23 protein-coding genes and 1 rRNA gene are annotated in these 22,342 nt (G+C 65.3%); 6 read left to right on the plus strand and 18 right to left on the minus strand.

Translation table 11 applies throughout. The annotated features are described in order from the left end of the window. Nucleotides 1–36 precede the first annotated feature (36 nt). Nucleotides 37–1,005: a hypothetical protein gene (locus JANGC3_RS0116685; protein ID WP_035788765.1), complete on the minus strand. Its 969-nt coding sequence runs from the start codon at nucleotides 1,003–1,005 to the stop codon at nucleotides 37–39. A 312-nt stretch (nucleotides 1,006–1,317) separates the two neighbouring features. Between JANGC3_RS0116685 and JANGC3_RS0116690 the strand changes: the two genes are divergently transcribed. Next, entirely contained in the window at nucleotides 1,318–2,352 is a 1,035-nt protein-coding gene (locus tag JANGC3_RS0116690) for an oxidoreductase (protein ID WP_017877635.1), read from the plus strand. 121 nt (nucleotides 2,353–2,473) lie between these two features. Here JANGC3_RS0116690 and JANGC3_RS0116695 read toward each other — a convergent pair whose 3' ends face one another. The 3 genes from JANGC3_RS0116695 to pyrE form a co-directional block, all read right to left on the minus strand. After that, nucleotides 2,474–3,115, minus strand: coding sequence for a YitT family protein (locus JANGC3_RS0116695; protein WP_017877636.1), 642 nt, complete (start codon nucleotides 3,113–3,115; stop codon nucleotides 2,474–2,476). A 120-nt stretch (nucleotides 3,116–3,235) separates the two neighbouring features. Then, the gene (locus JANGC3_RS0116700) at nucleotides 3,236–4,111 is read right to left on the minus strand and encodes an alpha/beta fold hydrolase (protein ID WP_017877637.1); all 876 of its coding nucleotides are present in this window, start codon (nucleotides 4,109–4,111) and stop codon (nucleotides 3,236–3,238) included. A gap of 132 nt (nucleotides 4,112–4,243) precedes the next feature. Beyond that, nucleotides 4,244–4,906, minus strand: coding sequence for an orotate phosphoribosyltransferase (gene pyrE, locus JANGC3_RS0116705; RefSeq protein WP_026133093.1), 663 nt, complete (start codon nucleotides 4,904–4,906; stop codon nucleotides 4,244–4,246). Nucleotides 4,907–5,015: 109 nt separating this feature from the next. On the opposite strand from pyrE, the gene JANGC3_RS0116710 reads away from it, so the two are divergent. Then, complete coding sequence (locus JANGC3_RS0116710) at nucleotides 5,016–5,786, plus strand: exodeoxyribonuclease III (protein ID WP_017877639.1); 771 nt, start codon at nucleotides 5,016–5,018, stop codon at nucleotides 5,784–5,786. A gap of 61 nt (nucleotides 5,787–5,847) precedes the next feature. Here JANGC3_RS0116710 and JANGC3_RS0116715 read toward each other — a convergent pair whose 3' ends face one another. The 13 genes from JANGC3_RS0116715 to JANGC3_RS0116775 form a co-directional block, all read right to left on the minus strand. Next, nucleotides 5,848–6,774: a pseudouridine synthase gene (locus JANGC3_RS0116715; protein WP_017877640.1), complete on the minus strand. Its 927-nt coding sequence runs from the start codon at nucleotides 6,772–6,774 to the stop codon at nucleotides 5,848–5,850. 13 nt (nucleotides 6,775–6,787) lie between these two features. Beyond that, nucleotides 6,788–7,675 (minus strand): M48 family metallopeptidase, encoded by an 888-nt coding sequence (locus JANGC3_RS0116720; protein ID WP_026133094.1) that lies wholly within the window; start codon nucleotides 7,673–7,675, stop codon nucleotides 6,788–6,790. Further along, nucleotides 7,672–8,919: an AmpG family muropeptide MFS transporter gene (locus tag JANGC3_RS0116725; protein WP_017877642.1), complete on the minus strand. Its 1,248-nt coding sequence runs from the start codon at nucleotides 8,917–8,919 to the stop codon at nucleotides 7,672–7,674. Before JANGC3_RS0116725 ends, JANGC3_RS0116720 begins: the two co-directional genes overlap by 4 nt. Continuing rightward, the gene (gene metW, locus JANGC3_RS0116730) at nucleotides 8,919–9,533 is read right to left on the minus strand and encodes a methionine biosynthesis protein MetW (RefSeq protein WP_017877643.1); all 615 of its coding nucleotides are present in this window, start codon (nucleotides 9,531–9,533) and stop codon (nucleotides 8,919–8,921) included. Before metW ends, JANGC3_RS0116725 begins: the two co-directional genes overlap by 1 nt. Then, the gene (gene metX, locus JANGC3_RS0116735) at nucleotides 9,530–10,720 is read right to left on the minus strand and encodes a homoserine O-succinyltransferase MetX (protein WP_081611889.1); all 1,191 of its coding nucleotides are present in this window, start codon (nucleotides 10,718–10,720) and stop codon (nucleotides 9,530–9,532) included. The genes metW and metX overlap by 4 nt, the downstream gene beginning before the upstream one ends. A 90-nt stretch (nucleotides 10,721–10,810) precedes the next feature. After that, nucleotides 10,811–12,553, minus strand: coding sequence for a phosphoenolpyruvate--protein phosphotransferase (gene ptsP / locus JANGC3_RS0116740; RefSeq protein ID WP_017877645.1), 1,743 nt, complete (start codon nucleotides 12,551–12,553; stop codon nucleotides 10,811–10,813). A gap of 44 nt (nucleotides 12,554–12,597) precedes the next feature. Continuing rightward, nucleotides 12,598–12,867 carry an HPr family phosphocarrier protein gene (locus JANGC3_RS0116745; protein ID WP_017877646.1) on the minus strand — a complete coding sequence of 90 codons (270 nt, stop codon included), beginning with the start codon at nucleotides 12,865–12,867 and terminating at the stop codon, nucleotides 12,598–12,600. A 73-nt stretch (nucleotides 12,868–12,940) separates the two neighbouring features. Next, entirely contained in the window at nucleotides 12,941–13,348 is a 408-nt protein-coding gene (locus JANGC3_RS0116750) for a PTS sugar transporter subunit IIA (RefSeq protein WP_017877647.1), read from the minus strand. A gap of 1 nt (nucleotide 13,349) precedes the next feature. Further along, nucleotides 13,350–14,297 (minus strand): glutathione synthase, encoded by a 948-nt coding sequence (gshB, locus tag JANGC3_RS0116755; RefSeq protein ID WP_017877648.1) that lies wholly within the window; start codon nucleotides 14,295–14,297, stop codon nucleotides 13,350–13,352. 133 nt (nucleotides 14,298–14,430) lie between these two features. After that, on the minus strand, nucleotides 14,431–15,729 hold the full coding sequence (gshA, locus tag JANGC3_RS0116760) for a glutamate--cysteine ligase (RefSeq protein ID WP_017877649.1): 1,299 nt from the start codon (nucleotides 15,727–15,729) through the stop codon (nucleotides 14,431–14,433). A 176-nt stretch (nucleotides 15,730–15,905) separates the two neighbouring features. Further along, nucleotides 15,906–17,480: an ammonium transporter gene (locus JANGC3_RS0116765; protein ID WP_026133095.1), complete on the minus strand. Its 1,575-nt coding sequence runs from the start codon at nucleotides 17,478–17,480 to the stop codon at nucleotides 15,906–15,908. 16 nt (nucleotides 17,481–17,496) lie between these two features. Continuing rightward, nucleotides 17,497–17,835 carry a P-II family nitrogen regulator gene (locus JANGC3_RS0116770; RefSeq protein WP_017877651.1) on the minus strand — a complete coding sequence of 113 codons (339 nt, stop codon included), beginning with the start codon at nucleotides 17,833–17,835 and terminating at the stop codon, nucleotides 17,497–17,499. Nucleotides 17,836–17,846: 11 nt separating this feature from the next. Next, entirely contained in the window at nucleotides 17,847–18,590 is a 744-nt protein-coding gene (locus JANGC3_RS0116775; protein WP_026133096.1) for a TorF family putative porin, read from the minus strand. Between the two features lie 270 nt (nucleotides 18,591–18,860). On the opposite strand from JANGC3_RS0116775, the gene JANGC3_RS0116780 reads away from it, so the two are divergent. The 4 genes from JANGC3_RS0116780 to JANGC3_RS0116795 all read left to right on the plus strand — a co-directional run bounded on the left by JANGC3_RS0116780 (nucleotide 18,861) and on the right by JANGC3_RS0116795 (nucleotide 21,943). Beyond that, on the plus strand, nucleotides 18,861–19,118 hold the full coding sequence (locus tag JANGC3_RS0116780; protein WP_017877653.1) for an accessory factor UbiK family protein: 258 nt from the start codon (nucleotides 18,861–18,863) through the stop codon (nucleotides 19,116–19,118). Nucleotides 19,119–19,400: 282 nt separating this feature from the next. Then, nucleotides 19,401–20,915: a YifB family Mg chelatase-like AAA ATPase gene (locus JANGC3_RS0116785; RefSeq protein WP_017877654.1), complete on the plus strand. Its 1,515-nt coding sequence runs from the start codon at nucleotides 19,401–19,403 to the stop codon at nucleotides 20,913–20,915. Between the two features lie 52 nt (nucleotides 20,916–20,967). Then, a complete protein-coding gene (locus tag JANGC3_RS0116790) occupies nucleotides 20,968–21,513 on the plus strand; it encodes a hypothetical protein (RefSeq protein ID WP_017877655.1) in 546 nt (181 codons plus the stop codon). Between the two features lie 94 nt (nucleotides 21,514–21,607). Next, complete coding sequence (locus JANGC3_RS0116795; protein ID WP_017877656.1) at nucleotides 21,608–21,943, plus strand: DUF1840 domain-containing protein; 336 nt, start codon at nucleotides 21,608–21,610, stop codon at nucleotides 21,941–21,943. A 210-nt stretch (nucleotides 21,944–22,153) separates the two neighbouring features. On the opposite strand, the gene rrf is transcribed toward JANGC3_RS0116795, so the two are convergent. Beyond that, nucleotides 22,154–22,266 (minus strand): 5S ribosomal RNA (rrf, locus tag JANGC3_RS0116800). Nucleotides 22,267–22,342 lie beyond the last annotated feature (76 nt).

The raw sequence follows: 22,342 nt of genomic DNA on the forward strand, positions 1-22,342 counted from the left end.
CGTCCAGCTTGCGCCGGACTACCGGCCCTCCAGGCTTCAATGCGGCGCCACGCTCCGGCCCCGGCGCCGCCGGATGACGCCGAGCGTGGCCAGCCCCAGCGCCAGCATCAGCGGCATGGCGGGCTCGTCAACCTGCGGCAGCATCACCGGCGCGCTCCGCGCCCCCGCTGCCGTGCCCGAGGTGGCGATCGCCAGCGCCCAGCCCGGCAGCGCGGTGGAATCGACCACCTGCGTGTAACCCGGCGTGCTGTCCTTGAAGAAGGCGTGGAAGGACAAGTTCCAGTTCGACAAGCCCTGCGAGCTCAGGCCGGCATTGAGCGGCAGGGCCGCGCCGCGGGCGTCGAACAGCGCGTGCTGGTCGTGGCCGCCGTAGCCGACATTGCCGAGCAGTTCCTGGCGCAGGAAGGAGTCCTGCTTGGTCCACCAGAACGAACCGGGAAACTCGCCGTCCAAGAACGACACCACGCCCATGCCGTTGCCGTTGCCGGCCCAGTTGACGGCGTTGACCGAGTGGCCCAGCGCGCCGTCCCAGCACGCGGGCGCCGTGATGCTCGGCGAGCATTTCGCCGGAAAGGCGATGTTGCCGGTGTCGCCGCGCACGGCGTGGAAGTCGGAATCGGCGCCGGTCAGGAAGGTGCGGTCGCCGCGGGCGGAGGCGATCGCCGCCTTGTTGCCCAGAATGCCGCTATAGTCAGGCCGCGCGTTCGGAGCGCCCGGCGCGCCGGTGCGGAAGGCCTCGCCGCTTTGCACCACCAACACATCGTACCGTGAAAAATTCGGCGCCGCGCTGCCGGGCCCGAAATACGTCAGGTTCCAGGCCTGTCCCGTCCCGCTGGGCAAAGTCTGTACCGAATCGGCCAGCAGCGAGATTTTTTCCTTGTATTCCGACGCCTGGTCGGCATAGCTGTACCAGAGCACCTTGAGCGGCGCCGCCTGCGCGACCGGCGCGGCGCCCAGGCTTGCCGCGAGCGCCAGCCCGCCCCATCCGCAACGAAAATTCATCATGACCACCCCCATTGGAAAGTAAGAAGGTTCATGCATATATCGGGCCAGACGCCGCCGCGCCGGTGCGCGCGGCGCCACGGCCCGGCCTGCCCGGTAGCGCAGCCGCCCCCTGTCAGATTTCCCGACACCGGCGAACGCGGGGACAGACCAAGATTTTCGACAAAGCTTTCTCGCGACACGAGCAAACCGGGGACAGACCACGATTTCCCGGAAAGCTTTCCCGGAAATCGTGGTCTGTCCCCGGTGTAGCGCCCTGCGCCGCCGGCGGCGAACGGGTATCATCATGGACCGTCCACCCGCCGCGAGAATCCCATGCAAAAAATAAAAACTGGTTTGGTTGGCTACGGCTTTGCCGGCTCGACCTTCCACGCCCCGGTATTGACGGCCGTCGAGACGCTGGAACTGACCGCGGTCGCCTCCAGCAAGCCCGAGCTGGTCCACAAGGATTGGCCGGCCGCCACCGTGTACGCCGACGCGGCGCAACTGTTCGCCGACGCGTCGATAGAACTGGTGGTCATCGCGGCGCCGAACGAGGCGCACTTCAGCCTGGCGCACGCCGCCCTGCTGGCGGGCAAGCACGTGGTGGTCGACAAGCCCTTCACCCTCACCAGCGCCGAGGCCGAGACGCTGATCGCCTGCGCCAAGGCGGCCGGGCGCGTGCTCAGCGTGTACCATAACCGCCGCTGGGACGCCGACTTCCTGAGCTTGAAGGCGCTGCTGGCGCAAGGCACGCTGGGCCGCGTGACGAGCTTTGAATCGCACTTCGACCGTTTCCGCCCCGACATCAAACAGCGCTGGCGCGAATCGGCCGCGCCGGGCGGCGGCCTGCTGTACGACCTCGGCCCGCACATGCTCGACCAGGCCTTGCAACTGTTCGGCCCGCCGCAGCGGCTGTACGCCGACATCGCGCTGCTGCGCGACGGCGCCGCCGCGGTCGACTACTTCCACCTGGTGCTGTATTACGAACGCCTGCGCGTGGTGCTGCAGGCGGGCTGCCTGGTCAACGCGCCGACGGCGCGCTTCGCCGTGCACGGCGACAAGGGCAGCTTCGTCAAATTCGGCCTGGACCCGCAGGAAGACGCCTTGAAAGCCGGCGGCCGCCCGGGCCAGCCCGGCTGGGGCCGCGACCCGGTGCACGGCGCGCTGCACCTGGCCGACGCCGCCGACGGCCAGGCCCGGCACCTGCCGATGGCCGACGGCTGCTATCAACACTTCTACCAGGGCATGGCCGACGCCATCCGCAACGGCGCCCCGGCGCCGGTGGCGGCGCAAGACGCGCTGGCGACGATACGCCTGATCGAGGCGGCCCTGCGCAGCGCCGGCGAGGGCCGTGTTGTCGCGGTCTGAGCTTGATGCCGTTAAATGACGCGGCTGCGGCGCTGAAATCGTTAAAACCAAGGGCGTAACCCCGGGGCCAGCCCCCCCAGGGTCTGACCCCTTTGCTTGATTTCAGCGTTGCCGGCCCGACCTACGCCGCCATATACCTGCCATGCTTGTGGTTGGTCGCCAGCGACAAGTTCAGCACCACCGCGCCCAGGATGGAGATCGCGATCATCATAGGCTCGACGACAAAAGCCGAACCGAGCAGGATGGCGCAATCGAGCGCCATCTGCACCTTGCCGGCGCGCCAGCCGCGCGTTTCCTGCAGATACAGGGCGAGCACGCTAAAGCCGCCCAGGCTGGCTTTGTGGCGGAACAGGATCAACATGCCCACGCCCATCAGCATGCCGCCGACGACGCCGGCCACCACCGGGTGCAGCCACTCGAAGCGCAGCAGCGCCGACGAATACTCGGTAAACAAGGCCACCAGCGCCAGCGCGAGCAGGCTCTTGACGGTGAACGCCAGCCCCATGCGCTTGAGCGCGAAGACATAAAACGGCAGGTTGATGCCGACCAGCAGCAGGCCGAAATTGATGCCGCTGGCGTAATGCGACAGGAAGGCCACGCCGGTCACGCCGCCGGTCAGCAGGCCGGCCTTCTTGTACATGGCGATGCCGAGCGCCACCACCAGCGTGCCGGTAAGCAAGGCTTGGAGGTCTTCAAACAGGGAGTGGCACGCCTGCGTGTTGGCGGGCGGGTCGGCGCTGGGCCGGTTTTGAGGGGCGGACATCGGCGTGCTTCCATGGCGGCGGAGGAAGCAATTGATTATACGCAGCTGCGCGCCGCTGCCCATCCGCCATCGTGCCTAGGCCGCCCAGGCCAGCGCCGCTTAAACGGCGCTGGCCGGGCCTTACGGCTGGCTGCCGCGCGGGGCTTCCAGCAAGCCGTCCAGCCAGTGCAAGATCTGGCCAAAGATCTTGTCCCGGTTGAGTTCGTTGAAATTCTCGTGGTAATTATCCGGATAAAAATGGTATTCCAGCAGCGCCGGCGAGATCGACGCCAGCATCGCCTGCGACGCGGCGGCGTCGGCCAGCTTGTCGTCGCCGGCGACCACGCCGAACACCGGAAAGCGCCAGGCCGGCAAGCGGCTGGCCAGCCCGGACTGGGCCGACGTCAGCGCGGCGGCGAAACGCACCGTCACCTCGGTGGCGCGGACGTTGTCCTTTTCGTCGGCGACATGGCGCGCGATGATGCCGCGGTCGTGCGTCAGCACCTCGGTCAGGGAACCGAGCGGCACCTTCATGGTCGGAAACACCCTGGCGAGGAAATCGGATAGCAGCAGCAACACCTTCGGCACCTTGATCGCGTTCACGTAGTACGGCGAGGACAGGATGAAGCCCTTGATGTCGGCGTCGCCGGCGAAGCGCGCCAGGCCCAGGTGGGTGGCGATCAGCGCACCCATCGAATGCCCCATGACGAAGATCGGCAGGCCCGGATAGTGGCGCTTGACCCATTGCAAGAACAGCTCGGCGTCGTCGAGGAAACTGTCGAAGCCGGGAATGTCGACCCGCTTCTTGCCGTCGTGGCCGCACATGTCGAAACTCACCGTGGCGATGCCATGGGCGCGGAAATACAGCGCCGGCGTCACATAGTCGCCGGCGTGCGCCATGCCGCCGTGGATTGCCAGGATCACCGCGCGCGGCTGCTCCGGCTGCCAGATATGGATGTGCCGCGCGACCAGATCGCTGCATGTGAGCAGCGCCAGCTTATCCTCGGAAAATCTCATGTGACCGCCTTCGCATTGTATATATGACATGGTTGCAGCTTAACCTAAATCGGCGCCGCCATGAGGCGGCGACGCACAAAAGATCAAGGAACAAGGTAAGCCGGGATCGAGTCGCTCGCAGGCGGCTCCGGTTTAGATGCCGTAGCGGCCGCGGTAGGCCGCCACCGCGTCCTTGTATTGCAGCAGCCCGGGGTCGGCGCCGGCGCCGTTCAGGTAGGCGAACAGGTCGTCGAGGTTGCCGATCGAGATGACCGGGATGCCGTAGGCCTTGCTGACCTCTTGCACCGCCGAGCTCGGCGACAGTTCGCCGTCCTTGCCCGAGCGCTCCATGCGGTCCAGCGCGATCAGCACGGCGCACGGTTCGGCGCCGGCGGCGCGGATCATGTCGACCGACTCGCGCACCGAGGTGCCGGCCGAGATGACGTCGTCGATGATGACGACCTTGCCCTGCAGCTTGGCGCCGACGATGGTGCCGCCCTCGCCGTGGTCCTTGGCTTCCTTGCGGTTGAAGGCGAACGAGGTGTTGCGGCCCTTGCCGGCCAGCGCCACGGCGGTGGCCGAGGCCAGCGTGATGCCCTTGTAGGCCGGACCGAACAGCATGTCGAATTCAACGCCGGAGTCGAGCAGGGTCTGGGCGTAGAACTGCGCCAGTTGCGCCAGCGTGGCGCCGTCGTGGAACAGGCCGGCGTTGAAGAAGTACGGCGACTGGCGCCCGGCCTTCGTGGTGAAGTCGCCGAAGCGCAACACGCCCGTCGACACTGAAAACGCGATAAACTGTTGACGTAAATTGTTCACGATGGCCTCATTTATTAAAAGTGACTGTATTTTAATCCGCGCGCCCCGGCGCGACAATCAATCCCGCAGGCCGGTTGCGCGCCGGCCCGCCCTCTTCCCCCCCCTATCTATGCCAAAAATCATTTCCGCCAACTTGAACGGCATCCGTTCGGCGTCCAAAAAAGGCTTCTTCACCTGGATGGCGGCGCAGTCGGCCGACTTCATCTGCGTGCAAGAGTTGAAGGCGCAACTGCCCGACATGACGCCCGAGTTCCTCAACCCCGGCAACTACCACGGCCATTTCCACTACGCCGAGAAGAAAGGCTATTCCGGCACCGGCGTCTATAGCAAACTGGCGCCCGACGCCGTCCACATCGGCTTCGGCAGCCCGGAGTTCGACGCCGAGGGCCGCTACGTGCGCTGCGATTTCGGCACCCTGTCGGTGATTTCCGTGTATTGCCCGTCCGGCTCGTCCTCGCCGGAGCGCCAGGAAGCCAAGTTCCGCTTCATGGCATTGTTCCTGCCGCACCTGCTGCAACTCAAGGCCGAGGGCCGCGAAGTGGTCATCTGCGGCGACTGGAACATCGCCCACAACGAGATCGACTTGAAGAATTGGAAGGGCAACAAGAAGAATTCCGGTTTCCTGCCGGAAGAGCGCGCCTGGCTGACGCGGGTCTTCGACGAAGTCGGCTTCGTCGACGTGCACCGCGGCCTCGACAAGCGCGAGGAGCAATACACCTGGTGGAGCAACCGCGGCCAGGCCTGGGCCAAGAACGTCGGCTGGCGCATCGACTACCACGTCGCCACGCCCGGCATCGCGGCGCAGGCCAAGACCGTGGCGATCTACAAGGACGAGCGCTTTTCCGACCACGCGCCGTTGACGATCGACTATTCGATATAAGCGTTGTCGTAGGCCGGCTTAGCCGGCGGCATTACCGCACGGCTAGCCCGGGCGGCGCGGTTCAGGCGAACGCGTCCAGGTCGAGCGTCCTGCCGCTTTCAAATTGGCGCCATTCGCCCGTCAGCGGATCGGTGAACGAAATCGCCCGCGCCAGCAGTTGCAGCGGCGCCGAGACGTCGTCCTCCTTGCACGGCAGCGCCACCGGATAGAAGGCGTCGTTAATGATGGGCACGCCCAGCGCCGCCATGTGCACGCGCAACTGGTGCTTGCGGCCGGTGTGCGGGCGCAGCCGGTATAGCGCTGCGGCGCCGCGCGCTTCGATAACGTCGACCTCGGTTTCCGAATTCGCCTCGCCGGCCACCTCCCGCATGCGGAAGAAGGGCTCGCCTTCAACCATGCGGCTGCGGTGGACGAAGGGGTAGTCGCGCCCCGCCAGCGGCGCCGCCAGCGCCTCGTAGACCTTGCTGACCTCGCGCCGTTGGAACAGCGACTGGTAGGCGCCGCGACTGGCTTGCCGGCTGGAAAAAACCACCACGCCGGCGGTCTCGCGGTCGAGCCGGTGGATCGGGCTCAGGTCGTCCAGCGCCAGCTTTTTCTTCAGGCGCACCAGCAGCGTCTCGCGCAGGAAGCGCCCGCTGGGTATCATCGGCAGGAAATGCGGCTTGTCGACGACGACCAGGTGCTCGTCCTGGAACAGGATGCGCTCCTCGAACGGGATCGGGGTTTCGCGCCCCAGCTCGCGGTAGTAAAAGATGCGCATGCCGCGGCGGAACTGGCTGCCCGGCTGCAGCGCGACGCCGTCGCCGCTGACGACCTCGCCGCGCGCCATGCGCTCGCCCCACTCCGCCCTTGTTACCAGCGGGAAGCGTTCGACCAGGAAGCTGAGCATGTCGGCCCAGCCGCCTTCGGGCAGCCACAGGTAGCTGGGCGCGACGCCGTCGCGCACCGGCAGCGGCGCCGGCCGCGGCGCCTCCTTGCGCGGCGTCACGCTGGCCGCGCCATTATTTGCTGGCGATCGCGCTGCTGCGGTAGGCCGGCAGTTTCTCAACGCTGACGCCCTTGCTGCGCGCGTACAGCGGCAACACCTGGCCCATGTGGCTCTGCATGATGTCGATGCGGTCGGCGCCGGACGGATGGGTCGACATGAAGGCCGGCGGCGCGCTCTTGTTCAGCGAGCCCATTTTTTGCCACAGCACGATGCCGGCGCGCGGGTCGAAGCCGGCGCGCGCGGCCAGGTCCAGCCCGACCAGGTCGGCTTCGCGCTCGTCGTCGCGCGAGTAATGCAGGCTCAAACCCTTGGCCGCCATGTCGGCGACGGTGCCGGTGATGCGCGGGTCGACGCCGAACAGGGCCGCCGCGCCGGCGCCGAGCAAGCGGCTGCCGATCGAGGTGGCGTTGGTTTTGGCGGCCTGGGCGCGGCCGTGCTCGCGCAACGCGTGGGCGATTTCATGGCCCATGACCACCGCCACCTCGTCGTCGCTCAGCTTGAGCGTCGTCAGGATGCCGCTGTAGAACGCGATGCGCCCGCCCGGCATGCAGAAGGCGTTCACCTGCGGCGAGTTGAGCAGGTTGACTTCCCATTTCCACTGCGCCGATTGCTCGTTCCAGCGCGGCGCGTACGGCGTCAGGCGCGCGGCGATGGCGCGCAGGCGCTTCACCTGCGGATGCGCGGCGTCGACCAGCGCGCCCTTTTGCTGCGCCTCGTCCATCATCTCGGCGTACTGGCTTTGCGCCTGCTGGTCCACTTCCTGCTGGTCCTGCAGATTGCGCCACCTCGACAGCGGCTTGACTTCGATACCGTCCTGTACGGACGGCGCTTGCTCGCCCAGCGCCAAACCGGCGCAGGCGGAAAGGCTCAAGAGAACCGTCAGACGTTTTAATGCGATCATTTTTTTTCGTTCCATGGTGCGATTTTAGGTAGCATCATCATCGCAGGAAACGCCAAAACGAAGCACACGATAAAGAACGTGAACCAGCCGGTTTCAGCGACGATATAGCCTACCGATGAATTGATGAAGGTGCGCGGCACCGCCGCCAGGCTGGTGAACAGCGCGTATTGGGTGGCGGTGTAGCGCGGGTCGGTGCTGCGCGACAGGAAGGCGACGAAGGCGGCCGCGCCCAGGCCCAGGCTGGCGAAGGCCTCGAAGCCGATCACCGCGCTGAGTAAGACGGTGTTGGCGCCGGCCTGGGCCAGCCAGGCGAAGCCGAGGATGGCCACCGCCTGCAAGGCGCCGAACACCCACAGGCCGCGGTTGATGCCCAGCTTGACCATCCAGACGCCGCCGACCACGCCGCCGGCCAGGCTGGCCCAGAAGCCGGTGGTGTTGGCGGCCAGGCCGATCTGCGTCATCGTGAAACCGAGGTCGAGGTAGAACTTGGTGGCCAGCGCGGTGGCCATGCTGTCGCCGATCTTATACAGCAGCACGAAGGCGAGTATCCACAGGGCGTGGCGCCAGCCGTCGCGGGCGATGAATTCCTTGAACGGCAGGATGATGGCGTCCTTCATCGTCTTCGGCGGCGCGCCGTAGACGGCCGGCTCCTTGATCAGCAGCGTGCACAGCAGCCCCGGCAGCATGAACGCCGCCGTGATCCAGAACACCGGCTGCCACGGCATGCGGTCGGCCAGCACCAGCGCCAGCGCGCCCGGCACCATGCCGGACACCTTGTAGGCGTTGACGATGACGGCGGCGCCCAGGCCCTGCTCGTTGTCGGAGAGGATCTCGCGGCGGTAGGCGTCGATGACGATGTCCTGGCTGGCCGACAGGAAGGCCACGCCGGCGGCCGCCAGCGCGATCGGGCCGATCTGGGTCAGCGGGTCGAGCATGCCCATGCAGCCGATCGCCACGAACAGCGCGGCCTGGGTCAGCGCCATCCAGCCGCGGCGCCGCCCCAGCGAGCCAAAGCTGAAGCGGTCCATCAGCGGCGCCCACAGGAATTTCCAGATGTAGGGGAACTGCACCAGCGCGAACAAGCCCAGCGCCTTGACGTTCAGGCCGGACTTGGCCAGCCACGCCTGCAGCAGGTACAGCAGGATGAACAGCGGCAGGCCCGAGCTGAAACCAAGCACCAGCACCGTCAGCATGCGCGTGTTCAGGTAGTCCCGCCACGCCGCGCCCTTGGTCCGCCGCGACATCAGTGGAGCGCTTTTTTACGCAGCCGGAACACCGCCATGCTGCCGCGCAGGCTGGGCAGGAAGGTCACCGGCTTGCCGTCGGCGCCCAGCGCGACGCATTCGAGCACCTCCAGGCCGACCTGGTTGGCCAGTTCCTCGAAGTCGGAGATGGTGGCGCAGCGCAGGTTGGGCGTGTCGTACCACTGGTAGGGCAGCGATTTCGACACCGGCATGCGCCCGCGCAGCAGCGCGGCGCGGTGCGGCCAGTAGGCGAAGTTGGGGAAGGAGACGATGGCCTCGGCGCCGACCCGCACGATGTCGCGCAGCAGGTCCTCGACGTGCTTCATCATCTGCAGCGAGGACAGGCACAACACCGTGTCGAAGCTGTTGTCGCCGAACACGGCCAGGCCCTTCTCCATGTCCTGCTGGATCACGTTGACGCCGCGGCGGGTGCTGGCGAGCACCTTGTCGTCGGCGATTTCGATGCCGTAGCCGCTGCAGGCCTTGTCGCTTTGCAGGTACTGCAGCATGACGCCGTCGCCGCAGCCGACGTCGAGCACGTGGGCCTTGTTCGGCACCCAGTGGGCGATAAAGGCGAGGTCGGGGCGCAGCGCGCTCAAGTCGTCGAAGTTCATGCGTATTCCTTGTTGCCGTGCTTGGCGGTCGGTGCGGTGTGCGGCGGGGCGGCGCCTTCGGCCCAGACCTGCTCGTAATAGGCGCGCACCATGTTCATGTAGCGCTGGTCCTCCAGCAGGAAGGCGTCGTGGCCGTGCGGCGCGTCGATTTCGGCGTAGGTCACCTGGCGCCGGTTGCTCACCAGCGCCTGGACGATTTCGCGGCTGCGCTCGGGCGAAAAGCGCCAGTCGGTCGAGAACGAGGCCAGGAAGAACTTGGCCCGGGTGTGCGCCAGCGCCGCCGCCAGGTCGCCGTCGTGGGCGCGCGCCGGGTCGAAGTAGTCGAGCGCCTTGGTGATCAACAGGTAGGTGTTGGCGTCGAAGTACTCGGAGAACTTGTCGCCCTGGTAGCGCAGGTAGGACTCGATCTCGAAGTCGATGCCGAAGCCGAACTTGTAGTTGCCGGTCTGGGCGGCGTCGCGCAGCTTGCGGCCGAATTTTTCGGCCATGTCGTCGTTCGACAGGTAGGTGATGTGGCCGACCATGCGCGCCACCCGCAGGCCGTTCTTCGGCACCACGCCGTGGGCGTAGAAGTCGCCGCCGTGGTAGTCCGGGTCCGACAGGATGGCCTGGCGGGCGACGTCGTTGAAGGCGATGTTCTGCGCCGACAGCTTGGCGGTGGAGGCGATGACGACGCAGTGGCGCAGCCGCGCCGGGAACATGATGCTCCAGGCCAGCGCCTGCATGCCGCCCAGCGAGCCGCCCATGACGGCGGCGAACTGGTCGATGCCGAGGGCGTCGGCCAGGCGCGACTGCGACACCACCCAGTCCTCCACCGTCACCACCGGGAAGGCGGCGCCGTAGGGTTTGCCGGTGGCCGGGTTGCTGTGCATCGGCCCGGTCGAGCCGAAGCAGGAGCCGAGGTTGTTGACGCCGATGACGAAGAACTTGTCGGTGTCGAGCGGCTTGCCGGGGCCGACCATGTTGTCCCACCAGCCGAGGCTTTTCGGCTGGTCGGCGTAGACCCCGGCCACGTGGTGCGAGGCGTTCAGCGCGTGGCACACCAGCACGGCGTTCGACTTGTCGGCGTTGAGGGTGCCATAGGTTTCGAACATCAACATGTAGTCGTGCAGCGTGGCTCCGCTTTGCAGCAGCAGTGGTTGCGCAAACTGCATAGTCTGCGGCGATACGATTCCAATGGAGGCCATGTGCTTGTACTTGTCAACGTTAAAAATGGGGTGGAAAGAAAGGCCGGGGCGCCGCCGCGGAGCCCGGCGCCCGGGCTCCGCATGGCAATCTTACATCACCTGCAACTGGCGGACCGCCTCGGCGATGACATTTGGCTCCATCGAGCGCAAAATTTTCCGCGTGCGCGGCGTAATCAGGCCCAGGTCGCTGTTGAGGATTTCCTGCTTGACCGCCAGCAGCTGCGCCGGATGCATCGAGAATTCGCGCAGGCCCATGCCCAGCAGCAGGCGCGTGAGCTTGACGTCGCCCGCCATCTCGCCGCAGACGGCGACGTCGATGCCGGCCTTGTGGCCGGCCGTGATGGTCATCGAGATCAGTTGCAGCACCGCCGGGTGGAGCGGGTTGTACAGGTGCGCGACCTCGTAGTCGACCCGGTCGATCGCCAGCGTGTACTGGATCAGGTCGTTGGTGCCGATCGACAGGAAGTCCATGCGCTTGACGAACATCGGCAGCGCCAGCGCCGCCGCCGGGATCTCGATCATGGCGCCGACGTCGACGTCGGCGTCGAACTTGATGTTGGCCTCGCGCAGCTCGGCCTTGGCCTGGGCGATCATCGCCAGCGACTGGTCGATCTCGAAGGCGTGCGCCAGCATCGGGATCAGGATGCGCACCTTGCCGAAGGCCGAGGCGCGCAGGATCGCCCGCAACTGGGTCAGGAAGATCTGCGGCTCGGCCAGGCAGTAGCGGATCGCCCGCAGCCCCAGCGCCGGGTTCAGCGCGGTGTGGTCGGACTGGTCGAGCGGCTTGTCGGCGCCGATGTCGAGCGTGCGGATGGTCACCGGCCGGCCCTTCATCGACACCACCGTCTGGCGGTAGGCCTCGAACTGCTCGTCCTCGGACGGGATCTTGTGGCCGCGCCCCATGAACAGGAACTCCGAGCGGAACAGGCCGATGCCGCTGGCGCCGGACTCCATCGCCACCGCGCAGTCGTCCGGCAGCTCGATGTTGGCCAGCAGCGTGATCGGCGTGCCGCACCTGGTCACGGCCGGGGTTTTCTTCAGCTTGTTGAGCTTCTTGCGGGCGCGCTGCATGGCGTTCTGCCGCTCGCGGTACTGATCCAGCACCAGCGCGCTGGGGTTGGCGATGACGACGCCGGCGTCGCCGTCGATGATCAGCCAGTCGTCCTGCTCGATCAGCGTCGAGGCCTGCGACATGCCGACCGCGGCCGGTATGTCGAGGCTGCGCGCGACGATCGCCGTGTGCGAGTTCTGGCCACCGACGTCGGTGACGAAGCCGATGAAGGAGCGGTCGCGGAACTGCAGCATGTCGGCCGGCGAAATGTCGTGGGCGACGACGATCATCTGCGCCTGGAACGGGTCGTCGCCGGCCCTGGCCGACGGCAGCGGCTCGCTGCCCAACAGCACCTTGAGGACGCGCTCGGCCACCTGCTGGATGTCGGCCTTGCGCTCGCGCAGGTAGGGGTCTTCGATCTCGTCGAACTGCGCCGATAGCTCGTCGATCTGCGTCAGCAGGGCCCACTCGGCGTTGTAGTGGCGCGAGCGGATGATGTCCAGCGGCGCCTCGGATATGAGCGGGTCCGAGAGGATCAGCGCGTGCACGTCGATGAAGGCGCCCAGTTCGGTCGGGGCGTCCTTCGGCAGCTCGTTCCACAGCGTCTGCAATTCCTTGTGCACCTCGGCCAGCGCGTGCCGCAGGCGGCGCACCTCGGCCTCCAGCAGCTCCTCGGCGACCAGGTAGTGCTTGACGTCGAGCGCGGCCGGCGCCAGCAGGTGGGCGCGGCCGATGGCGATGCCGCGCGAGACCGGAATGCCGTGCAAGGTGAAGGACGCCATCGGCGGACCTGTCGGGATGCGGGTGTGGCTGCGGTCGGAAGGCATTACTCGCCTTCGCCGAACCTGTCGTTGATCAGCGCGGCGAGGGCGGCGACGCAGGGACCCTCGTCCGCGCCCTCGGCCTCCAGCGTCACCTTGGCGCCCTTGCCGGCGGCCAGCATCATCACCCCCATGATGGACTTGGCGTTGATGCGGCGCGAGTTGCGGGTCAGCCAGACATCGCTCTGGAACTTGGCGGCCAGTTGCGTGAACTTGGCCGAGGCACGCGCGTGCAGACCCAGCTTGTTGATGATTTCGAGTTCTTGTTGAATCATTTTTATATTGTCTCAGTCGCAGTTATAAGGCGCTACTTTCACTCCGGGGGCTTGCCCCTCGGCCCCCCCCCCCCTAATTCTCGCCGACGCGGATGCGGTTGTCGACCCTTACCGCGCCGCTTTGCGCGCCGGCCAGCGCCATCTCCACCACCACGTCGAGCGTGTCGCGGCGGTAGGTGATGGCGCGCAGCAGCATCGGCAGGCTGATGCCGGCGATCACCTCGACCTGGCCGACGTCGTGCAGCTTGTTGCAGCAGTTGGCCGGCGTGCCGCCCTTGATGTCGGTCATGACCAGCACGCCGCTGCCGTCGTCGAGGCGGCGGATGGCTTCCTGCGCCAGCGCCTGCACCTCCAGCAGGTCCTGGTCGGCGGTGACGTCAATCGCCTCCAGGCGCTCGGTCGGGCCGCGGAACACGTGGGCGCAGGCGGCCACGAAGGCCTGGCCCAGCGGCGCGTGCGTCATCAGCAGAATGCCGACCATCTCAGCGCCCCGCCACGCCGCGCTCGACGGCGTCGATGAACATCGCGGCGACGTCGAAACCGGTCTGCTGCCCGATCTCTTGGAAGCAGGTCGGGCTGGTGACGTTGATTTCGGTGAGGTAGTCGCCGATCACGTCCAATCCTACCAGCATCAGGCCGCGCGCCGCCAGTATCGGCCCCAGCGTTTCGGCGATTTCCAGGTCGCGCGCCGTCAAGGGCTGCGCCACGCCGACGCCGCCGGCGGCCAGGTTGCCGCGCACTTCGCCGCCCTGCGGGATGCGCGCCAGCGAAAACGGCACCGGCTTGCCGCCGATGACCAGGATGCGCTTGTCGCCCTTGGCGATCTCCGGGATGAAGCGCTGCGCCATGATGGTGCGGGCGCCGTTGTCGCTCAGCGTCTCGATGATCGCGCCCAGGTTCAGGGCGTCGGACTTGACGCGGAAGATGCCGGTGCCGCCCATGCCGTCGAGCGGCTTGAAGATGACGTCCTGGTGGCGCGCGTGGAAGGCGCGCAGGCGCGCCTCGCTGGAAGTGACCAGGGTCGGCGAGGTGAACTGCGAAAACTGCGCGATCGACAGTTTTTCATTGTTGTCGCGGATCGCCGACGGCTTGTTGAAGACGTGCGCGCCCTGCTTCTCGGCCAGCTCCAGCAGATAGGTGCCGTAGACGTACTCCATGTCGAAGGGCGGGTCCTTGCGTTCGATGATGGCGTCGAACTCGCCCAGCGGGGTCTCGTGGCGCAGGTCGGCGCGGAACCAGTCGTCGGCCTCGCCGGTCAGGGTGATGCGCGCGACGTTGGCGCTGACCACGCCCTCGTCGAGCGCCATGTCCTTCTGCTCGAACGCGTACACCGCGTGGCCGCGGCGGGACGCTTCGACCATCATCGCGTAGGTGGTGTCTTTGTAAGTCTTAAAGCCTGCCAGCGGATCGGCGAGGAATGCGATTTTCATGGTCGGGTCCAAATGAGGTAATGCCTGATTCTAGCCGAGATTGGCGGCGCCGGTCCGGTCGAGCCCGCTTTGCGGCCACGCGCCGGCCGCCGCCGCCAAACCGGGGGCGCGGAGCCGGGCTCGCGCCTACGGTTCAGTAGACTTCCGGATTCGGATCGGTGCGCTCCATCTCCAGCGACGCCGCCAGCAGCGCCAGCCGCGCCACCACGCCGTAGACATAGAAGCGGTTCGGCGCGGCGGTGCCCGGCTTGGCCTTCAAATCCGGCACCGCGTGCTGCTGCGCGAACGCCAGCGGCACGAACTGCGAACCGGGCGCGTTCAGGTTCTGGTCGACGCCGCGCTCGGCGTGCACGCGGTAGAAGCCGCCCACCACGTAGCGGTCGATCATGTACACCACCGGCTCGGCCACCGCCTCCTTGATGCTCTCGAAGGTCGGCACGCCCTCTTGGATAATGACGTCGGTGACCACCTTGCCGTCCTTGATGACGGACATCTTGTTGCGCTGCTTGCGGGTCAGGTCGCGCACCTCGCTGGCGTCCTTCACCGTCATGATGCCCATGCCGTAGGTGCCGGCGTCCGGCTTGACGATGACGAAAGGCTTTTCCTTGATGCCGTATTCCTTGTACTTCTTGCGGATCTTCGCCAGCAGCACGTCCACGTTGGCCGCCAGGCAATCCTCGCCCTCGCCTTCCTGGAAATTGATGTCGCTGCATTTGCTGTGGAAGGGGTTCAGCATCCACGGGTCGACGTCGATCATCTTGCCGAATTTCTTCGCCACCTCGTCGTAGGCGGCGAAGTGGTTACTCTTGCGGCGCACCGCCCAGCCCGCGTGCAGCGGCGGCAGCAGGCTTTGCTCGTGAATGTTTTGCAAGATATCCGGGATACCGGCCGACAAGTCGTTGTTCAGCAAAATCGTGCAGGGATCGAAATCCTTCAAGCCCAGGCGCCGGCCGTTGTTCAGGCGCACCAGCGGCTCGATCACCAGCATGTTGCCGTCCGGCAGAGCCAACGGCGTCGGCTGGGTGATTTCCGGGTCCAGCGTGCCCAGGCGCACGTGCAGCCCGGTCTGGCGGAAGATTTGCATCAGGCGCGCGACGTTTTGCAGGTAGAAGGGATTGCGGGTATGGCTCTCCGGGATCATCAACAGGTTGCGCGCGTCGGGGCAATACTTGTCGATCGCCGCCATGGCCGCCTGCACCGACAGCGGCAGCATTTCGGTGGCCAGGTTGTTGAAGCCGCCGGGGAACAGATTGGTGTCGACCGGGGCCAGCTTGTAGCCGGCGTTGCGCAAATCGACCGAGCAATAAAACGGCGGCGTGTGCTCTTGCCACTCCATGCGGAACCAGCGCTCAATGGCCGGCGTCGCGGCCAGGATTTTCTTTTCAAGGTCGAGCAGAGGTCCGGTCAGGGCCGTGACGAGGTGGGGAACCATGGTGACATCCTTAAATTATGTGCCGGCATCAAAAAAGCACATAGCGCTGTCTATATTACCGTGCAAGTACCCCAAATCGGGGCAAAACCCTTGTTTTAAAGTCCCGCAATGCAAAAAGGCGCCCGCTGGGGGCGCCTTGGCCGGCCCGCTTGCGCGGGCACGTGCACAATCGACAATCAGGAATGGTAAGCGGACTCGCCGTGGCTGGTGATGTCCAGGCCTTCGCGCTCCTCTTCTTCCGGCACGCGCAGGCCGATGACCACGTCGACCAGCTTGTAGGCGATGACCGAAACCAGCGCCGACCAGACGATCGTGGTGCCGACCGCCTGCGCCTGGATCCAGACCTGGTTGCCGATCGAATAAGCGTCGGCCGACATCTTGTTGGCGACGTAGTCGAACACGCCCTGGCCGCCCAGTTGTGGCGCGGCAAACACGCCGGTCAGCAAGGCCCCCAGGATACCGCCGACGCCATGCACGCCGAACACGTCCAGCGAGTCGTCGGCGCCGATCAGGCGTTTCAAACCATTCACACCCCACAGGCAGATCATACCAGCGAGCAAGCCCATGAACAATGCGCCCATCGGCCCGACGTAGCCGCAGGCCGGGGTGATCGCCACCAGGCCGGCGACGGCGCCGGAGGCGCCACCGAGCATCGATGGCTTGCCTTTGGAGATCCACTCGCCGAACACCCACGACACGGTGGCCGCGGCGGTGGCCAGCAAGGTGTTGATGAAGGCCAGGCCGGCGATGTCGTTCGCTTCCAGCGCCGAGCCGGCGTTGAAACCGAACCAGCCGACCCACAGCAGCGAGGCGCCGACCATGGTCATGGTCAGCGAGTGCGGCGCCATCGATTCGCGGCCGTAACCGACGCGCTTGCCGATCATGATCGCGCCGACCAGGCCGGCCACGGCGGCGTTGATATGCACCACGGTGCCGCCGGCGAAGTCGAGCGCGCCTTTTTTCCAGATCCAACCGGCCTTGGCCGTTTCGGCGGCCAGCGTGGCGGCGTCTTTGATCGCGTCGGGGCCGGTCCAGAACCAGACCATATGGGCCACCGGCAGGTAGGAGAAGGTGAACCACAACACCACGAAGGCCAGCACGGCGGCGAACTTGGCGCGCTCGGCGAAGGCGCCGACGATCAGGCCGCAGGTAATGGCGGCGAACGTGCCCTGGAACGCGACAAACACGAATTCGGGAATGACGACACCCTTGCTGAAGGTGGCGGCCGAGGCGAAGGTGCCGGCGGCCGGATCCCAGATGCCGTTCAGGAACAGGCGGCCGAAACCACCAAAGAACGAGCCGCCCTCGGTGAACGCCAGCGAGTAGCCGTACAGGCACCACAGCACGATGATCAGGGCGAAGACCATGAACACTTGCATCAGCACCGACAGCATGTTTTTCGCGCGCACCAGGCCGCCGTAGAACAGCGCCAGGCCGGGAATGGTCATCAGGATCACCAGCAAGGTCGCCACCATCATCCAGGCGGTGTCGCCCTTGTTGGCGACGGGTGCGGCGGCCGGCGCGGCAGGGGCGGCCGGTGCCGCCGCGGCGGCTGCCGGTGCGGCTGCGGCGGCGGCAACCGGCGCGGAGGCGGGCTCCGCAGCTGGCGCGGCAGCCGGCGCGGCCACGGCGGCCGTGGCCACCGGTTCAACTTTTGCAGCGGTCTCGTCGGCGGCAAAGCTCGGGATCGCGACGCTGCAAGCAAACAGGACAGCAACCCCGGCTAGCCATTTTGTTATATTTTTATTCATCTATATTCCCCTTGCCTTAGAGTGCTTCGTTGCCGGTTTCACCGGTGCGGATACGGATGACTTGTTCCAGGTTATACACGAAGATTTTGCCGTCGCCGATCTTGCCGGTACGGGCCGCGGTCTCGATGGCTTCAATCGCCTGGTCGACGATGGCGTCGTCGACGGCCGCTTCGATTTTGGTTTTAGGAAGGAAATCGACGACGTATTCGGCGCCGCGATACAGCTCGGTATGTCCTTTTTGGCGGCCGAAACCTTTTACTTCGGTAACCGTGATGCCTTGCACGTTAATCGCCGACAAGGCTTCGCGCACCTCGTCGAGTTTGAACGGTTTGATAATGGCGGTGATCATTTTCATGCTGGCCTCGCTTAGAAAGTTTTGGAAACGGTCAGGACGAGACCGGTTTTAGCCGTGTTTTTGCCGTTCGGCGCGGGCACCTCGATATCGGCCTTGACCGCGGCCAGCGCGACGGTGACGACGCCGAAGTCCTTGGTCACGCCGATTTTGTAGTCGTTATAGCTGGCCGCACCGTTGTGTCTGACTTCCTGGTGGCCGGCGTGCAGATTCAACATATATCCTTGGGCGACGTCGTAGTTCAGGCCGATGTCGAAGTAGCCGCTTTGTTTGCTGTCGGAAAAGCCGAACAAATTCGTCGTCGACACCGAGTATTTGGCGTAGGCCGGACCGAAACCGAGTTGGCCGTAGACCTCGAAGGTGTTGGCGCTCGGGTTCAGGTCGTTCGACGGGTAGAAGTAGTACAGGCCGCCGATGTCGTAGCTGACGTCCTTGGCGATTTCACCGCGCTTGCCGCCATACAGGTCAATCTCGATATCGCTGTCGCCCTTCGCGTCCTTGATCCATTTGATGTTCGACGCCCACACGCCGGCGTACAGGCCGGTTGGATTGTTGACGTAGTCGGCGCCGCCCTGCAGCGCCGGCTGCAAGCGGGTTTGCGAGACGCCGCGGAAACGGTAATCGCTGGTCACGGCCACGTTGTAACTGACGGCGTGCTCCGGCGTCGCAGCATCTTCGGCGTGGGCCACGGTCCCGATGGCGCTCATTGCAAGGGTCAACGCGGCAGCTAGAGTCAGGTTCGTGGTCAGGTTTTTCATAACGATTTCCTTTTGATTGAACTTTAATGGCGGTTGGGGTTTAAAATCTGGGATGAGGCGCAAAATGCTGTCAGTAACCTCATTAGCAGAATGCGTGCCAGCAGCCGCCGCTGCCCGTTATGGACATTTCAACCCTGGCGTGCCCCGTTTTCGCCAGGTCGCACAGAACCGCAAGCGTGCCGCGTTATCACATTAGCCAGACCCGCACCAATTTAACGCCGGGGGCGCACCGCAATGGTGCGACGCGCCTGCCAGCCACAAAGGATACCCATGGATATGAACAACTTCTTCACCGACTTGCAGAGCAAGATCAACCAAGCGATAGAAAACTCGCCGGCCAAAGACATCGAAAAGAACGTCAAATCGATGATGACCCAGGGGTTTTCCAAGCTCGACCTGGTGACGCGCGAGGAATTCGACATCCAGGCGCAAGTGCTGGCCAAGACCCGCGCCAAACTCGACGCGCTGGAAACGCGCGTGGCCGAACTGGAAGCGCGCCTGCCGCCGGTCCTGTCGAAAGACGCGTAAGCCCCGCATAGCGTTAAGTTAGCGTGTCGTAGGTCGGATTAGCGAAGCCTAATCCGACAATGTTGGCCGAAGCGAGACGCGCTGCTCCAGGCCAACGACGTTGTCGGGTTGCGCCCTGGCGGGCAAACCCGACCTACAAAACCCGGCTCCAGCCTAACGCGTTTGGTCACAGCCCTCCCCGCTCCAGCCGTCTATACACGCCAGGTTTGGTCGCCCTCAAAGCGCCCCCTGCAAAACCCCTTACGATCCCAGTAACGCCGATCCCCAGCCGCAAGGAAAACCATGAGCCTCGCCGTGTTGAAAAGCCGCGCCCTGGCCGGTATGGACGCGCCTGAAGTGAACGTCGAAGTCCACCTGGCCAACGGCTTGCCGTCGTTTACCATCGTTGGCCTGCCCGATACCGAAGTGAAGGAATCGCGCGACCGGGTCCGCGCGGCGCTGCAAAACGGCGGCTTCGACATGCCGAACCGGCGCATCACCGTCAACCTCGCCCCGGCCGACCTGCCGAAGGAATCGGGGCGCTTCGACCTGCCGATCGCGTTGGGCATTCTGGCCGCCTCCGGCCAGATCCCGGGCGGGCGCCTGAACCAATACGAATTCGCCGGCGAACTATCGCTGTCGGGCCAACTGCGGCCCATCCGCGGCGCGCTGGCGATGACCTTCGCCATGCAGCGCAGCGCCGACGGCAAACCGCGCGCCTTCATCCTGCCGCTGGCCAACGCCGACGAGGCGGCGCTGGTCACGGACGCCGCCATTTACCCCGCCAGCACGCTGCTACAGGTGTGCGCGCACTTCGCCGCGCGCGATCCGGCCGCCGCGCTGCAACGCCACAGCGCCCGCCTGCCGGACACGCAGTTCGCCTACCCCGACTTCGCCGACGTGAAAGGCCAGCGCCAGGCCAAGCGCGCGCTGGAGGTGGCGGCCGCCGGCGCCCACAGCATCATCCTGATCGGCCCGCCGGGCGCCGGCAAGACCATGTTGGCGCTGCGCTTTGGCGGCTTATTGCCGCCGATGACGGACGAGGAGGCGCTCGAATCGGCCGCCGTGCAATCGCTGACGGGCGGCTTCAACGCCGGCAACTGGAAGCGCCGGCCATTCCGCGCGCCGCACCACACCGCGTCCGGCGTCGCCCTGGTCGGCGGCGGCAGCGTGCCGCGTCCGGGTGAAATTTCGCTGGCCCATTGCGGCATTCTGTTTCTCGACGAACTGCCAGAATTCGACCGGCGCGTGCTGGAGGTGTTGCGCCAGCCGCTGGAATCCGGTCGCATCACCATTTCGCGCGCGGCGCACCAGTCCGACTTTCCGGCGCGCTTCCAACTGATCGCGGCGATGAACCCCTGCCCCTGCGGCTTCCTGGGCCAGTCGGACCGCTGCCGTTGCACAACCGAATCCGTGCTGCGCTACCAGGGCCGCATTTCCGGCCCCCTGCTCGACCGCATCGACATGCAGATCGAAGTGGCGGCCATGCCGCCCGCCTCGCTGAGCGCGGCGGCCGACGGTGAAAGCTCGGCCGATGTCGCCCAGCGCGTCGCGCTGGCGTTCCAGCTGCAACTGGCGCGCCAGGGCAAAGCCAACCAGCACCTGGTGGCGCGCGAAATCGACCGGCATTGCCAGCTCGACGACGAAGGCGAACAATTGCTGCGCACGGCGATGCTGCGGCTGCGCTGGTCGGCGCGCGCCTACCACCGCGTGCTGAAGGTGGCGCGCAGCATCGCCGACCTGGCCGGCGCGCCGGCCATCGCGCCGCAGCACGTCGCCGAAGCGATCCAATATCGCCGCGCCTTGCGCGAACGCTGACAGCGGCGCGTGCGCGATTGCCTCGCGCCGGCCCGGCTGCTACCATTTGCCCATGCTAAAAAAAACCATCCCCACCGTGCTGGGCACCCTAGTTGCCGCCTGCGTCTTGTCAGCCTGCAGCCCTAAATTCGACTGGCGCGACTACCGCAGCCCGGACGCGAGCTATTCCGCCCTCTTTCCCGCCAAACCGGCAAGCTTCACCCGCGAAGTGGACCTCAACGGAGTGAAAGCGAACATGACCATGACCGCCGCCGAGATCGACGGCACCACCTTTGCCATCGGCAGCGCCGACATGGCCGACGCCGCCAAGGCCAAGGCCGCGCTGGCGGCAATGAAAACGGCGATGGTCAAGAACATCGGCGGCACCGTGAAAAGCGAAAAGGCATCGTCGGCGGCCAGCAGCAGCAACGGTGCATCCAGCCAGAAATCATCGATTGAGATTGAAGCGAATGGCATGCAAAACGGCACGCCCATGCTGCTGGTCGGGCGCTTTGCGGCCCAAGATAAGCGCGTCTATCAAATCATCGTGCTGGGCAAGGAAAAACACCTTGATCGCGACAGCGTCGAAACCTTCATGAGTTCGGTCAAACTGCACTGAAACGGCGGCCGCACGTTTGAAGCGCCACCGCTAAAGCTGAAACAGGCGAACGTGATATTGTTGGCAAACTAAATAACAGTTTCAGAAAGCACTTATGTTGATCACTTTCAAATCCAAATCGTCGGCCGACGTGCTGATGTTGCAAGACAACGCGCAACCCATCCTGGACCTGCTGCATAAGAGCCCGGCGCGCGGCATTATCACCGCGGCGGAAGCGGCAGGCGCAATGGCGACGCTGGAGCAAGAAGTCGTGGCAAGCCGCCAGCGCCAGGAGCCTGCGGCCGATACCGGCGCGGGGGAAAAAGAAGATGACGACAAGCTGGAAGAAGCCAAGGTACAGCGGGTGGATTTCGGCGCCCGCGCCTTTCCGCTGATGGAAATGCTGCGTTCGGCCAGCGCCAACGGCAACGATATCGTCTGGGGCGTTTGAAGTAAGCCGAATCAGTAGCGGACCAAGCCCTTCGTTAGCTAGAAGGGCTTTTTTTACATCTGCGAAGCCAAACCAAAAGCAAGGGCCGGGGTCTGACCCCAGGTTTGCTTCTGGTTTAACGCCGACAAAAACGCGGACGGAAAAAAACCCCACCGGCGCCCAGCGCGATCTTGAGCGCGCTGGGGCTGGTGGGGTTTTTTAATATAACAAGCCTGACGATAACCTACTTTCACACTGGTTGCAGCACTATCATCGGCGCAAAATTGTTTCACGGTCCTGTTCGGGATGGGAAGGGGTGGTACCAATTTGCTATGGTCATCAGGCATAACTTGTAAAACCATCTGCCCCGGGAATTGCACCCTTTGGCGGCAGACGGCTCAATCTGGAAGAAGTAAAGCA

This window comes from Janthinobacterium sp. CG3 (genome assembly GCF_000344615.1).
Taxonomy (GTDB): Bacteria; Pseudomonadota; Gammaproteobacteria; order Burkholderiales; family Burkholderiaceae_D; genus Janthinobacterium.